This window comes from Streptomyces triticisoli, from assembly GCF_003270085.1.
Lineage (GTDB): Bacteria > Actinomycetota > Actinomycetes > Streptomycetales > Streptomycetaceae > Streptomyces > Streptomyces triticisoli.
This window is the reverse complement of the sequence record NZ_QFDQ01000064.1, coordinates 1-13,426: the sequence shown is the minus strand read 5'-3', so window position 1 is coordinate 13,426 and position 13,426 is coordinate 1. Positions and strand designations below refer to the sequence as shown.

The 13,426-nt window shown below is 72.4% G+C and carries 14 protein-coding genes; 7 read left to right on the top strand and 7 right to left on the bottom strand.

Annotated features, from left to right (window positions below):
- Positions 1–1,174 (top strand): exo-beta-N-acetylmuramidase NamZ family protein (locus DEP02_RS11600; protein WP_438947751.1); only part of this gene is annotated, 1,174 nt, incomplete at its 5' end.
- An 87-nt stretch (positions 1,175–1,261) separates the two neighbouring features.
- On the opposite strand, the gene DEP02_RS11595 is transcribed toward DEP02_RS11600, so the two are convergent.
- Positions 1,262–4,081 carry a penicillin acylase family protein gene (locus DEP02_RS11595; RefSeq protein WP_112467255.1) on the bottom strand — a complete coding sequence of 940 codons (2,820 nt, stop codon included), beginning with the start codon at positions 4,079–4,081 and terminating at the stop codon, positions 1,262–1,264.
- A gap of 91 nt (positions 4,082–4,172) precedes the next feature.
- Here DEP02_RS11595 and DEP02_RS33380 point away from each other — a divergent pair, with 91 nt between their 5' ends.
- Both DEP02_RS33380 and DEP02_RS11590 read left to right on the top strand, forming a co-directional pair.
- The gene (locus tag DEP02_RS33380) at positions 4,173–4,316 is read left to right on the top strand and encodes a hypothetical protein (RefSeq protein WP_157977421.1); all 144 of its coding nucleotides are present in this window, start codon (positions 4,173–4,175) and stop codon (positions 4,314–4,316) included.
- Positions 4,317–4,331: 15 nt separating this feature from the next.
- Complete coding sequence (locus DEP02_RS11590) at positions 4,332–4,934, top strand: hypothetical protein (RefSeq protein WP_112467254.1); 603 nt, start codon at positions 4,332–4,334, stop codon at positions 4,932–4,934.
- A 172-nt stretch (positions 4,935–5,106) separates the two neighbouring features.
- Here DEP02_RS11590 and soxR read toward each other — a convergent pair whose 3' ends face one another.
- Positions 5,107–5,583, bottom strand: coding sequence for a redox-sensitive transcriptional activator SoxR (gene soxR, locus DEP02_RS11585; RefSeq protein ID WP_112467253.1), 477 nt, complete (start codon positions 5,581–5,583; stop codon positions 5,107–5,109).
- A gap of 111 nt (positions 5,584–5,694) precedes the next feature.
- On the opposite strand from soxR, the gene DEP02_RS11580 reads away from it, so the two are divergent.
- On the top strand, positions 5,695–6,156 hold the full coding sequence (locus tag DEP02_RS11580) for a MaoC family dehydratase (RefSeq protein ID WP_112467258.1): 462 nt from the start codon (positions 5,695–5,697) through the stop codon (positions 6,154–6,156).
- On the opposite strand, the gene DEP02_RS11575 is transcribed toward DEP02_RS11580, so the two are convergent.
- From DEP02_RS11575 to DEP02_RS11565, 3 genes are all read right to left on the bottom strand, one after another.
- The gene (locus DEP02_RS11575) at positions 6,147–6,791 is read right to left on the bottom strand and encodes a TetR/AcrR family transcriptional regulator (RefSeq protein WP_112467252.1); all 645 of its coding nucleotides are present in this window, start codon (positions 6,789–6,791) and stop codon (positions 6,147–6,149) included. The two genes, DEP02_RS11580 and DEP02_RS11575, sit on opposite strands and share 10 nt — an antisense overlap.
- Before the next feature lie 96 nt (positions 6,792–6,887).
- Positions 6,888–7,175 (bottom strand): YiaA/YiaB family inner membrane protein, encoded by a 288-nt coding sequence (locus DEP02_RS11570; protein WP_112467251.1) that lies wholly within the window; start codon positions 7,173–7,175, stop codon positions 6,888–6,890.
- Between the two features lie 107 nt (positions 7,176–7,282).
- On the bottom strand, positions 7,283–8,434 hold the full coding sequence (locus DEP02_RS11565) for an acyl-CoA dehydrogenase family protein (protein ID WP_112467257.1): 1,152 nt from the start codon (positions 8,432–8,434) through the stop codon (positions 7,283–7,285).
- Between the two features lie 88 nt (positions 8,435–8,522).
- Between DEP02_RS11565 and DEP02_RS11560 the strand changes: the two genes are divergently transcribed.
- From DEP02_RS11560 to DEP02_RS11550, 3 genes are all read left to right on the top strand, one after another.
- Positions 8,523–9,164 carry a TetR/AcrR family transcriptional regulator gene (locus tag DEP02_RS11560; RefSeq protein ID WP_112467256.1) on the top strand — a complete coding sequence of 214 codons (642 nt, stop codon included), beginning with the start codon at positions 8,523–8,525 and terminating at the stop codon, positions 9,162–9,164.
- Between the two features lie 47 nt (positions 9,165–9,211).
- The gene (locus DEP02_RS11555) at positions 9,212–9,922 is read left to right on the top strand and encodes an ArsR/SmtB family transcription factor (RefSeq protein WP_112467250.1); all 711 of its coding nucleotides are present in this window, start codon (positions 9,212–9,214) and stop codon (positions 9,920–9,922) included.
- 64 nt (positions 9,923–9,986) lie between these two features.
- A complete protein-coding gene (locus DEP02_RS11550; protein ID WP_112467249.1) occupies positions 9,987–10,913 on the top strand; it encodes a DMT family transporter in 927 nt (308 codons plus the stop codon).
- A gap of 177 nt (positions 10,914–11,090) precedes the next feature.
- On the opposite strand, the gene DEP02_RS11545 is transcribed toward DEP02_RS11550, so the two are convergent.
- A complete protein-coding gene (locus tag DEP02_RS11545; protein WP_112467248.1) occupies positions 11,091–12,173 on the bottom strand; it encodes a Zn-dependent alcohol dehydrogenase in 1,083 nt (360 codons plus the stop codon).
- Positions 12,174–12,187: 14 nt separating this feature from the next.
- The coding region (locus DEP02_RS11540) for an aldehyde dehydrogenase family protein (protein ID WP_112467247.1) at positions 12,188–13,426 on the bottom strand (1,239 nt) is incomplete at its 5' end.

The window sequence follows — 13,426 nt, the reverse complement described above, 5'->3', positions numbered from 1 at the left end:
GGCCGCGGCCGCGGCCGGGCGCCGCGGGCAGGCACGGACCGGCTTCGAGCGTCTGGCCGCCGGCGGCTACGCGCCGCTGCGCGGGCAGCGGGTCGGGATCGTCACCAACCCGACCGGCGTCACCCGGGACGCCCGGCACATCGTGGACGTCATGCATGCCGACCGCCGGGTGAACCTGGTCGCCGTCTTCGGCCCCGAGCACGGCTTCCGCGGCACCGCGCAGGCGGGCGGCTCCGAGGGCCGCCACGACGACCCGGCCACCGGGCTGCCGGTGTACGACACGTACCTCAAGAGCGGCCGGCCGCTCGCCGACGTCTTCACCGCCTCCGGCGTGGACACGGTCGTCTTCGACATCCAGGACGTGGGTGCCCGCTTCTACACCTACATCTGGACCCTGTACGACTGCATGGAGGCCGCCGCGCTGGCCGGCAAGCGGTTCGTGGTGCTCGACCGGCCCAACCCGATGACCGGGCGCGAGGCCCTGGGGCCCGTACTGCACCCGGAGTTCGCGACCTTCGTCGGACGGCAGCCTGTCTCCCAGGCGCACGGCATGACGGTCGCCGAGCTGGCGCGGCTGTTCAACGGGGAGTTCCTGGCCGCACCGGTGGAGCTGGAGACCGTGTCGATGACCGGCTGGAAGCGGTCGCACTTCTACGACGCCTCCGGGCTGCCCTGGGTGCCGCCGAGCCCGAACATGCCGACCCCCGACACCGCCCTGGTGTACTCGGGGACGTGTCTGTTCGAGGGCACGAACCTGTCGGAGGGCCGCGGCACCACCCGCCCCTTCGAACTGCTCGGCGCGGAGGGCGTCGACGGACGCTGGGCGGCCGCGGCGAACGCCCTGCGCCTGCCGGGCGTGCACTTCAGGGAGGCGTACTTCGCGCCCACCTTCTCCAAGTTCCAGGGCACGACGGTCGGCGGGGTGCAGATCCATGTGCACGACCGGGCCGCCTACGACCCCGTGCGGACCGGGATCGCGCTGCTGGTGACCGCCAAGCGGGTCTGGAGCGGCTTCGCCTGGCGCTCGGACGACTGGATCGACAAGCTCACCGGCTCCGCCCGGGTGCGCACGATGATCGACGCCGGGGCGACCACCGACGAGGTGGTGGCCGGCTGGCGGCAGGAGCTGGCCGCGTTCCGGAGAGTACGGAAGGAGTATCTCCTCTACGGCTGAGCCGTGACGCACGGTCAGCTCCCGCTTCGGCCCGGTCTTCGGCACGTGGCGGGCCGCGTCCGCCGGCGCGGCCCGCCACCGTCCGGTCTACCGGTGACCGGTGTACTCCACGACCTGCTGGTAGGTGGGCCGGTTCTGCCAGCTGATCCTGCCGTGCTTGATGCCGCCCAGGGTGCGCTGGACGATCGAGTCGGCGCACCACTGGTCGCCCGCCGAGCACTGGTCGTCGCCGGGGTAGACCTGCGCCGCGGGCGTCCCGGCCGCCTGCCTCAGGGTGCCGATCAGGACGTCCCGGCAGGCGCCGAGGTCGCCGTCGCCGCAGAACTTCCGTGCGAGCGGGCCCCGGACGGGCTCGCCGAGCACCGCCCGGATGTCCTTGTCGACATGGCTCCACCAGCCGTACTGGAAGGAGCTTCCGGCGTGCGAGCCGGTCGGGCCGTGCCCGGCGGACGGCGCCTCGTCGATCGGCAGGTTGGCGGTGAAGGCGGTGTAGAGGTCGCTGCCGAGGCCCGGCTCGAACTCGGCCTTCACCAGCAGCGGCCACCAGGCGTCCAGGATCCTGATGGCGTCGGCGTTCGCGTACTTCCTGGCGCCGGCCGAGGTCTCGGTGCGCAGGGCGCCCGCGGCCAGCCAGGTCTGCAGCTTGCTCACGGCCGCCGCGGCCGTCGGGTCGGTGACCGGCGAGCTGTTGATCACCTTCAGCAGCCCGGGCAGCACGTCCTCTGCCCTGAGGTCCGCCAGGGCCGCGTCCGCCATCGCCTTCACCAGCGAGGCGCGGGTGACCCCGCCGGCCGCGACCAGCTTCCTCACCCGGTCCTCCAGCAGGTTGCCGCGGTGCACGGAGCCGTCGCCCCAGGAGCCGGAGGTGTAGTCCGGGGCCAGCTTGTTGTTCCAGGAGATGTAGTAGTCCTGGTCGACGGAGTTCGGGTGCGCGGAGGGCGGGGTGTAGTCGGCGGTGTTGGTCGCCGCGTCCCAGTTCCGCCACTCGTACGCCGGCCGGGCCCACACCGGGAACTCCGCGTCCACGCCGCTCGCCCGCACCGGGTTGTCGCCGCTGTTGTAGTACGCGGTGTGCTCCGAGTCGGCGTAGAACCAGTTGAACGTGTAGTTGATGTGCTGCGTGGCTTTCTGGAAGTCCTCCGGGCCCTTGACGAAGTCGGGGTCGTTGAGCATCTGGAAGCCGATGATCGAGTCGGCCTCGTGCAGGAAGGAGGAGCGCAGGGTGGTGTAGGCGACCTTCTTCCCGCCGACGGTGGCGCGGTACTCGACGGGACCGTACTTGGTGCGCCACACACGCATGGTGTAGGAGCCGGCCGCGGTGGGGTCGGCGACGGTGGGCTTCCAGGAGTTGGTCCGCTCGACCTTCTCCATGGCCGTGCAGGTGCCGCGGTACAGGTAGTGGTGGTCGTCCTGGCACAGCTCGACGGCGTAGGTGTCGATGATGTCCTGGCCGGAGGTCGTGGCGCTCCACGAGTAGTCCTGGCCGCGGCCGAGTTCGACGTACATGCTCAGGCCGGCGAAGGAGGCTCCGCGGGCGCTGAGGCCCGGGCCCTGGATCTCCTGGAGCATGAGCAGCTGGGGCGCGAAGTAGCCGGTCTGCGGGCCGAAGACGGCGACCGGGTGGCCGCTCGCGGTGTGCTTGCCGCTGACGACGAGCGCGTTGGACATGCCGCGGCGGGCGGAGGACAGGGCGCTCTTCGCCGCCGTGGTGGAGGCGCTCCTCGCGGCGGCGGTCGCCGCGCTGCCGGTCCGGTTGTGGATCAGCGGCTCCTGGATCACCGAGCCGGCGTCCGGCAGGGCCCCGCCGCGGGGGTCGTCGGGCTTGACGGCGTACGGATAGCTCTTGCCGTCGTGCAGGGTGAGGACGGCCTCGGGGTCGTTGCGCTCGCGGAAGGACTCCCAGACCCGGGTGCCCTCCTCGACGCCGAACTTGGACTGGGCGGCCAGCAGGGACAGCGCGTTGTTGACCTCCCCGCCCCCGCCGGAGCCGAACAGGGCGCCGACCACGGAGCCGAGGGCTACCAGGTCGGTGACCTTGAAGTGCTCGATGGTGCCGGCGTTGGTGATCGAGTCCTTGTGGCCGGTCAGGACGTACTCGCCGGGGAAGTAGCGGCCGGAGTCGGAGGCGTCGATGTAGGCGTTGATGCCGTCGATGTAGGCGTTGACGTCGGCGAGGACCTGCTGCCCACGGGCACCGCCCTGCGCCACGGCGTTGTCGATCTGCGCCTGGAGATCGGCCTCGGTGTACGGCGCGTTGCGCCAGAACTCCTGTTCAAGGCCCTGGTTGGCGGGCGCGCCGCCGGCGAAGGAGGTCAGCTGCCCGCGGCCGACGTGCCGGAAGACGTCCATGAGCCACAGCCGGTCCTCGGCGGCGGCGTACCCGGCGCCGAACTCGGTGCCGTAGCGGGTGGTGCCCGTGATGTGCGGCACTCCGGTCTTCTTGTCGCGGACGATGGTCACGTCGCTGCGGCCCGCGGGCCGCACGGTGGAGGCGACCTGGCCGGCGGGGACGCCGAACGAGGCGTCGTTGAAGAAGGAGTTGATCTTGGCTTCGGTGAGCGCCGGGTAGCCCTTGGCCAGGTCGGCGTACGGGCCGAGCTGGTCCGCGGCGTGGCTGGGCTGGGTGCCGAAGGCCTGGTTGAGGAGGATCTGGGCGAGGGTGGCGTTGCCGTTCTGGCCGGGCGGCAGGATGTCGGAGCACCGGCCGCCGCAGTAGTCGTTCGCGGCCGTCGCTCCGGCGGCCGTCCCTTCGGCGGCCTTCGTGGTCGCCCCGGCTGCCGCCGCTTGGGAAAGCGGAGACAAAAGACCGGCAATGAGGACGCATACGGATGCGGCCTTCAGGAACCCGTGGAATCTGCGGGGAGTTCTCAGTCTGTCGAGTGCGATGTGTGGGGTGCGCCGTGGCATGGCAGCTCCTCCCGACGGGGTGGGGAGCGGGACGTTACCGCCGGTATCCCCGAGTGGGAAGATGAACGTGCGTCACTTTTGGAGGCGCCTGGTGGAGGTCAACCAGGGCGGCGTTATGGAGGGCATCGGAAAACCGATGGAGCCGGATCGGGTGGCGGCACGTCCATTCGGCAACGTCGGTGCGACGACTCCGTACGACGACGCCGCAGTGACCGAAGTACAGGTGCAGGTGTGACGGAGGTGCAGAGCAATGGCCGGTTTCCGAAGTCTGGCGAGACAGGTGAGGGATCCGCGGTGCGATCTGGCGCTGCGGCGCTACTCACTGCGCAAGTGCCTGGAGCGGTTCGCTCCGTACGGGCACAGGGCGACCTGGGACCATCTGTGCTCCAGGGCGGGGTTCGACCCCGAGGACAGGTCTCCCGACCCGGTGCGGCTCGTGGCCGCACTGGAGGAGCTGGAGGAGGCGCGTTCGGTGTGGCTCGACTACGAGGTCGAGTTCGCCAGGCGCCGTAAGAAGGAGAAGCACGACGGGCTGCGCAGGCCCGGCAGCGTGGACGACTGGCACCGGCTGACCTGGGGCGGCTTCGGGGTGGCCTGGTGCGACGACCCGCGGGTGCACCCGCGGGAGCCGCTGGCCGAGGTGCTGCGCCGGCTGATCGCCGCACTGGAGCGCGAACCGGACGCGGCGTGTCCGGTGTGCGGCGGGGAGCGGCTGGTCTGGACGTACGACCTGGATCACGAACCGTCGTCCGGCCCGGTCTGTGTGGAATGCGGAATCCTGGTGCCGCGCCCGGTCCTCACTCCCGAGGCCCTGGCGTACGCCAGGCGGGGGCAACTGCTGGTGTCCGCCTGAGCACGACGGGGGCGCGCCGGTCCTGCCGGACGGGCAACGGGGCGCCTCCGACACCCGCCCGGCGGCCGGGGGACCGCCGGCGCGTCAGGACCGGGGTCTGTCCGGCGGACCAACTCGTCTCGCGGGGCGGGCCGGGAAGTCGACGCGGGCGGGCGGGTCGGCACGCCCGCGGTCACGCGGGAGTGGTCCCGCTCCTGTGCTCCACCATCAGGCGCGAGCCCGTCAGGCGTTCGCCGAAGATGTCGTCCGGGTTGGACAGCACACAGGTGTCCAGGGACAGGCAGCCGCAGCCGATGCAGTCGGTGAGGTGGTCGCGGAGGCGGTTGAGCTGCTTGATGCGCTCGTCCAGCTCGGAGCGCCAGGCCGCGGAGAGGCGGGCCCAGTCCTCCCGGGTGGGGGTGCGTTCCTCGGGGAGTTCGGCGAGTGCCTCGCGGATCGTGGCGAGCGGGATGCCGACGCGCTGCGCGGCCCGGACGAAGGCGACCCGGCGCAGTGTGTCGCGGGAGTAGCGTCGCTGGTTGCCCGCCGTGCGGCGGCTGCTGATCAGGCCCTTGGACTCGTAGAAGTGCAGGGCGGAGACGGCCGCGCCGCTGCGCGCGGACACCTGGCCGACGGTCAGCTCGTGGATCTTCTCGGGGATCTGGGGCACCCGTGAGAGCCTACCCACCGCGCCACGCGTCCGGTCCGTTGACAGGGGGCTCCCGCCCGACCATGCTAAGCAGTTGCTTAGACATGATGTGTGATGCGGGAGGCCGGGCACATGGCAGAGCCGAGGATCTTCACGTCCGCCGGGGAGCTGAAGGCGGCGGTGGGCGAACAGCTGGGGTACACCGACTGGCTGGACATCGACCAGAAGCGGATCGACCTGTTCGCGGAGGCGACCGGCGACCACCAGTGGATCCACGTGGACCCGGAGAAGGCCGCCGCGGGCCCCTTCGGCACGACCATCGCCCACGGCTATCTCACCCTGTCGCTGCTCCCGCTGTTCGGGCCGCAGCTGATCAAGGTCGAGGGCGTGAGGATGGGTGTCAACTACGGCACCAACAAGGTCCGTTTCCCCGCCCCCGTGCCGGTCGGCTCACGGCTGCGCTCCACCGCCGTGATCACCGGCGTGGACGACGTGCCGGGCGGGGTGCAGGCGACCGTCGCCTTCACCGTGGAGCGCGAGGGCGGCGACAAGCCGGTGTGCGTGGCGGAGTCGGTGGTGCGGTACTACCTCTGAGCGGGGCCGGCCCGCTTCGCCCCGACCATCCGCAGCACCAGGCCGGCGTAGAGCTCGCCGACCTCCTCCGGGGTGCGGGGGCCGTCGACGTTGAACCAGCGGGCGACGTCGATGCACAGGGACAGCACGGCCAGCGCGGTGCCCTGGACGTCCAGTACGTCGAACTCGCCCGAGGCCACGCCCTCCTCGATGAGTCCGCGGACCTCGGCGTCGACCCGGCGGCGCAGCGCGAGGATCTCCGCGCGGGCGTCCGGGCCGAGCGAGTCCAGCTCGTACTGGACGACCCGCGCGGTGGTGCGCCCCCCGGCGTGCCAGCGGACGAAGGAACTCACGGCGTCGGCGAGCCGCTCGGTCGCGCTGCCCTCGCGCCGGGCGGCCGTGCGCAGGATCTCCAGCGCCTTCTCGTGGCCGATCCGGCTGATGCGGTGGAGCAGCTCTTCCTTGGTCTTGTAGTGGATGTAGAGCGCGGCCGGGCTCATGCCGGCCCGGCCGGCGATGTCACGGGTCGTCGTCGCGTGGTAGCCCCGCTCGGCGAAGGCCTCCACGGCGGCCACGAGCAGCCGCCGGGCCGCGTCCGGGGTGACCTCGGCCCACGGCTGTGGGTCGCCGCAGGCCGTCTCCTCCGCCGCACTCATCGCTCGCTTGCCCCTCTCTGCGTCAAGGGGTCCACCATACCGCCGAGGATGAGCGCCCGCTTAGCGCGCCGGGGTCGGTGGAGTGGCGTGCCCGGATCACAGTTTCTGGAAGGGGTCGTGTTCGGCGAGGAGTTTCTCCAGCCGGGCCTGGTCGACCCGGCTGACGATCTGTCCGGCCTCCTGGCGGTCCCTGACGACCTTGGCCAGAGTGAAGGCGGAGGTGACGAGGTACAGGACGGCGATGGCCAGGAAGGCCCGTACCCAGGCGTCGGCGTTCAGTCTGAAGACGCCGATGGCGGTGGCCGCCATGGCGATCGCGAAGGAGGCGACGGCCTGGCCGTAGTAGGCGGCCGTGTTCTGCTGCTTGACGGGTGTGTCGCTCATACCGGCAAGCATCGGCGGACGTGTCCGCCGCCACATCCGCCGGGATACTCAGTTCACATACTCAGAGACTCACAGGGGCCGGCCCCCGGAAACGGCCCCAACGGTCCTCAGAACGCCGAAACCCCCGTCAGCGCCCGCCCGATGACCAGCTTCTGGATCTGGCTCGTGCCCTCGTAGAGGGTCATCACGCGGGCGTCGCGCAGCAGCTTGCCCACCGGGTACTCGTCGATGTAGCCGTAACCGCCGAAGACCTGCAGGGCGTTGTTCGCGGCGCGCACGGCGGCCTCCGAGGCGAACAGCTTGGCCTTGGAGGACTCCACCGCGAAGGGCAGACCGCGGTCGACGAGGTCGGCGACGCGCCAGGTCAGCAGGCGGGCGGCGTCCACGTCGACGGCGATGTCGCTGAGCAGCTCCTGGACGAGCTGGTGGTGGGCGATGGTCCTGCCGAACTGCTCGCGCTCGCCGGCGTGGCGCACGGCCGCGTCCAGTGCGGCCCGGGCTATGCCGACGCAGCCGGCCGCCACCGACATCCGGCCCTTGGCGAGGGCGGACATGGCGACGGAGAAGCCCTTGCCCTCCTCGGCGAGCATCGCGGAGGCCGGGACGCGCACGTCCTCGAAAACCAGCTCGGCGGTGGCCTGACCGCGCAGGCCCAGCTTGCCGTGGAGGGCGCGGCGGGTCAGACCGGGGGTGTCGGTGGGGACGAGGAAGGCGGAGACGCCCTTGTGGCCGGGGGCGTCGGTGGAGCGGGCGAAGAGCAGGACGACGTCGGCCCAGGTGCCGTTGGTGATGAACATCTTGGTGCCGTTGATGACGTAGTCGTCGCCGTCGCGCACGGCCCTGGTGGTGAGGCTGCCCGCGTCGGAGCCGGTGCCGGGCTCGGTCAGGCCGAAGCAGCCGACGTACTCGCCGGAGGTCAGGCCGGGCAGCCAGCGCCGCTTGTGCTCCTCGTCGCCCCAGGCGGCGATCGTCTTGGCGACCAGGCCGAGCGAGACGGACACGATGCCGCGCACGGAGGAGTCACCGCGGCCGAGTTCCTCGGTGACCAGGCAGTAGGCGAGGTGGTCGCCGCCCGAGCCGCCGTACTCCTCGTCGAGGGTGAGCCCGAGGAAGCCGACCTCGCCGAGCTTCTTCACGATGCCCCGGTCGACCTCCTCCGCGCGGTCCCAGGCGACGGCGTTCGGGGCGATCTCGCGCTCGACGAAGTCCCGGGCGAGCCGGCGGACTGCGGTCTGCTCCTCGGTGAGTTCGAGGTTCATGCGGATCACCCCAGATGTGACGGACGTCGAGAGCCGTACCTTTGAGTTAGCACTGCTAGTTTAATGTCGCAGCCCTACTATGTGCGCCATGGCCCGACCGCGCAAGCCCCTCCTCAGCACCGACCGCATCGTCGCGGCGGCACGGGAACTCGTGGACGCGGAGGGCCTCGCGGCCGTCTCCACGCGCCGACTCGCCGCCGAGCTGGGGGTGAGCGGCCCCTCGCTCTACAACCACTTCCGCACCAAGGACGAGATCCTGGAGGCGGTGGCCGACTCCGTGAGCGCCCAGGTCGACCTGTCGATGTTCGAGGACGGCCGGGACTGGCGTACCGCACTGCACGACTGGGCCTTGTCCTACCGGGCCGCCCTGCGCGACCACCCGAACATCGTCCCGGTCCTCGCCCGCGGCCCCGGCCGCCGCCCGGCCGCGCTGCGGCTGGCCGACGCGGTGTACGGCGCGATGGTCGACGCGGGCTGGCCGCCGGCGCAGGCCACCTCCATCGGCGCGCTGATGCGGTACTTCATCATGGGCTCCGCGCTCGGCTCCTTCGCCGCCGGCTTCGTCGACGACGCCGGCGCCTACGACCCCGCCGACTACCCGCACCTCGGGCAGGCCCATCTGCTGGCCGAGCAGCAGGAGAAGATCGACGAGCGGGCCTTCGAGACGGGGCTGACGGCGCTGCTGGACGGGTTGGTACGGCAGTACGAGCAGGTGGGGCGGACCGCATAGCCACACTTCGGTGACCGCCGAACCGTGCGTGCCGCACGCTTGGGTGCATGACCACCAAGGACCCCCGGGCCGCCTGCCTGGCCTCGCTCGCCGGGCTGATCGCCGACGAGACCCGCGCCGCGTGTCTGCTGGCGCTGCTCGACGGGCGGGCGTGGACGGCCGGGGAACTGGCCCGGCACGCGGGCGTCGCCGCGTCCACGCTCAGCGAGCACCTGGGCAAGCTCGTCACGGGCGGACTGCTGACGGAGGAACGGCAGGGGCGGCACCGGTACGTACGCCTGGCCGACGCGCGGGTCGCCCAGCTCGTGGAGGACCTGGCCGCCCAGGTCGCCCCGGAGGTCGCGCACCGGCCACGCACTCTGCGGGAGGCGAGCGCGGGCTCGGCGATGGCCCGCGGCCGCACCTGCTACGACCATCTCGCGGGGCGGCTGGGCATCGCGGTGACGGACGCGCTGACCGTGCGGGGACTGCTGCGGCAGGACACCGGTTTCGCGCTCACGGACGCGGGGCTGACCTGGTTCGGCACGGTGGGCATCGGCCTGGACCGCACGGGCCGGCGCCCGTTGGCCCGGGCCTGCCTCGACTGGACGGAACGGCGGCCGCACCTCGCGGGGGTCGCCGGCGCGGCCCTGTGCCGGCACGCGCTCGACGCGGGCTGGTGCGTACGCATCGGCTCGGAGCGGGCGGTGAAGGTCACGGCGACGGGTGAGCGGGCCCTGTCGGACCTGCTGGGGATCGAGGCGGGGGCGCTGCGCTGAGCCGGATCCTGGTGTCGGAAACCCGCGAGCCGTGCCGTACCCGTCCCACCTAACCTCTGGAAACATGATGAACGTCTCCCCGGCCCGTCTGGCCGCCGGCGCCGCCACCGTCACCGTGGTGCTGTGGGCCTCCGCCTTCGTCTCCATCCGCAGCGCGGGTGCCGTGTACTCGCCGGGCGCGCTGGCGCTCGGGCGGCTGCTGGCGGGGGCGCTGACGCTGGGCGCGATCTGTCTCGTACGGCGGGAGGGGTGGCCGCCGCGGGCCGCCTGGCGCGGGATCGGGATATCCGGGGTGCTGTGGTTCGGCCTGTACATGGTCGCCCTGAACTGGGGCGAGCAGGAGGTGGACGCCGGTACCGCCGCGCTGGTGGTCAACGTCGGGCCGCTGCTGATCGCGCTGCTCGGGGCACGGCTGCTCGGGGACCCCATGCCGCCGCGGCTGCTGGCGGGCATGGCGGTGTCGTTCACGGGGGCGGTGACCGTGGGCCTGTCGATGTCGGGCGGGGGCGGTTCGTCGCTGCTCGGAGTGGTGCTGTGCCTGCTGGCCGCCCTGGCCTACGCCGCGGGGGTCGTGGCGCAGAAGCCCGCCCTGAGCCGGGCCAGCGTCCTGCAGGTCACGACCTTCGGCTGTCTGGTCGGCGCGGTGGCCTGTCTGCCCTTCGCCGGGCAGCTCGTCCACGAGGCCGCACACGCCCCGCTGTCGGCCACGCTCAACATGGTGTACCTCGGCGTCTTCCCGACCGCCCTCGCCTTCACGACCTGGGCGTACGCCCTCGCCCGCACGACCGCGAGCCGCATGGGCGCGACGACGTACGCCGTCCCCGCCCTGGTCGTCCTGATGTCCTGGCTGGCCCTGGGCGAGGTGCCGGGCCCGCTGACACTGGCGGGCGGGGCCCTGTGCCTGGCGGGGGTCGCGGTGTCCCGGTCGCGTCGCCGGCCGGGGGCGGAACCGGCCGCGGCGGTGGAGCCGCGGCCCGAGCGGGTGTCCTGAGAGCCCCGAACAAAATGGGAGTCCGATCAGCTCGCGGCGCCATGGGGTCCCCCCTGCTCGAAGAGCTTGGGGGAGCGTGCCCGGGGTCACCCCCCAGCCGCCGGGCTGGGGGAGCCTCACGAGCCGGGCACCCATTTTGTTCGGGGCGCTGGTCCCGCCTGCCCTCAAAGCCTGTCGTCAGAACACCACCAGTGCCCGGCCGCCCTTGCCGGCCAGCATGTTCTCGAAGGCCGCCGGGATGCCGTCCAGGGCGATCCGCTCCGTCACCAACGCGGTCAGGTCCAGGCGGCCGGCGCGGACGTGACCGGCGAGGGCGGGCAGGTCCTGGGCCGGGTCGGAGTTGCCGTAGACGCAGCCGGTCAGGGTGCGGCCCCAGTGGAAGATCTCCAGGGCGTTGAAGGTGACCTGCTGGTCCTTGCCGCCGATGCCGACGACCGTCGTACGGCCGCCGCGGCGGGTGGAGTCCCAGGCGGCGCGGATGGTGGCCGCGCGGCCGACGCACTCGACGGAGACGTCGACGCCCTGCCTGCCGGTGAGGGCGCGGATCTCGCGGGGGGTGTTCTCGGAGGCGAGGACGTAGTCCGTGGCGCCCGCGCGGCGGGCCAGCTCCTCCTTCTGAGGGGTCACGTCGACGGCGACGATCCTCGACGCGCCCGCGATCCGGGCGGCCTGGAGGGTGGCCAGGCCGACCCCGCCGACGCCGAACACCGCGACCGTCTCCCCCGGCCGTACCTTCGCCGCGTGGTGGACGGCGCCGTACCCGGTGAGGGCGGCGCAGCCGAGCAGGGCGGCGTCGGTGAGCGGGACTCCGTCCGGAAGGGGCAGGACGCAGGAGGCGGCGACGACGGTCTCCTCGGCGAAGGCGGCGACGTTGAGGCCGGGGTGCAGGTCGGTGCCGTCGGCAGTGCGGGCGTGGATGTCGGCGGCGCCGTTCAGCGCGTTGGCGCACAGCCAGACCTCGCCGAGCGAGCAGGCGTGGCAACTTCCGCAGGAGGGCGCCCAGTTGAGGACGACGGCGTCGCCCGGCCCGACATGGGTGACGCCCTCGCCGACGGCGAGGACGGTCCCGGCGCCCTCGTGGCCGAGCACGGCCGGCACCGGAACCCGCATCGTGCCGTTGGTCAGCGACAGGTCGGAGTGGCAGACCCCGGCGGCGGCGAGCCGGACGCGGACCTGCCCGGGGCCGGGCTCCGGCAGCTCGATCTCCGTGATCTCCAGTGGCGAGCCGATGGCGGGCAGGACGGCGGCACGTACGGCCATGAGGTGTGACTCCCTTAGAACTGGAGGGACTTGGTCTGCAGGTACTCGGTGAGGCCGTGGGCGCCGAGTTCGCGGCCGACGCCTGACTGCTTGTAGCCGCCGAAGGGGGCCAGCGGGTTGAAGCGGCCGCCGTTGATGTCGACCTGGCCGGTGTCCATACGGCGGGCGAAGTCGACCGCCTCCGCCTCGTCGCCCGCCCAGACGGCGCCGGCGAGGCCGTAGACCGTGCCGTTGGCGATGTTCAGGGCGTCGTCCTCGTCGTCGTAGCGCAGGACGGACAGGACCGGGCCGAAGATCTCCTCCTGGGCGATGGTCATGCCGGGGGTGACGTCGGCGAAGACGGTGGGGCTGACGAAGTAGCCCTTGTCGCGCGGGGATTCGGGGCCGCCGGCGACCAGGCGGGCGCCCTCGGCCACGCCCTTCTCGATGTAACCGCGCACGCGGGCCTGCTGCTTGGCGTTCACCACCGGTCCGATGCGGTCGCCGTACTTCGCGGCGGCCGCCGCGGCGAGCTCGACCGCCTCGTCGTACTGGTCGCGGTGCACCAGCATCCGGGTCCAGGCGCTGCACGTCTGGCCGGAGTTGGACATCACGTTGGCGACGCCGGCGTTGACGGCCCTGGCGAGGTCGGCGCTCGGCAGGATGACGTTGGCGGACTTGCCGCCCAGTTCCAGGGCGACCCGCTTGACGGCGGCGCCCGCCGTCGCGCCGATCCGCCTGCCGACGGCCGTGGAGCCGGTGAAGGAGACCAGGTCGACGTCCGGGTGCTCGGCCAGGGCCTGTCCGGCGACCGGGCCGAGGCCGGTGACCAGGTTGAAGACACCGGCCGGGACGCCGGCCTCGTGGACCGCCTCGGCGAAGAGCCGGGCGGTGAGCGGGGTGTCCTCGGCGGGCTTGAGGACGATCGTGCAGCCGGCGGCCAGCGCCGGGGCGACCTTGGCGACGATCTGGTGCAGCGGGTAGTTCCAGGGGGTGATCGCGCCGACCACGCCCACCGGCTCGTGGTGGACGGTGGAGTTGCCGACCTTCTCCTCGAAGGCGTACGTCGCCGCGAGGTCGGCGTAGGAGCCGGCGACCGCGATCGGCACACCCGCGTGGACCGCCTGGGAGAAGGCGAGTGGCGAGCCGAGTTCGGTGGTGACGGTCTCGGCGATCTCGTCCTTGCGGGCCACCAGCACGTCCCGCAGGGCGGCCAGGCGGGCGGCCCGCTCGGCGGGCGGCGTCGCGGCCCAGCCGGGGAGGGCGGCGCGGGC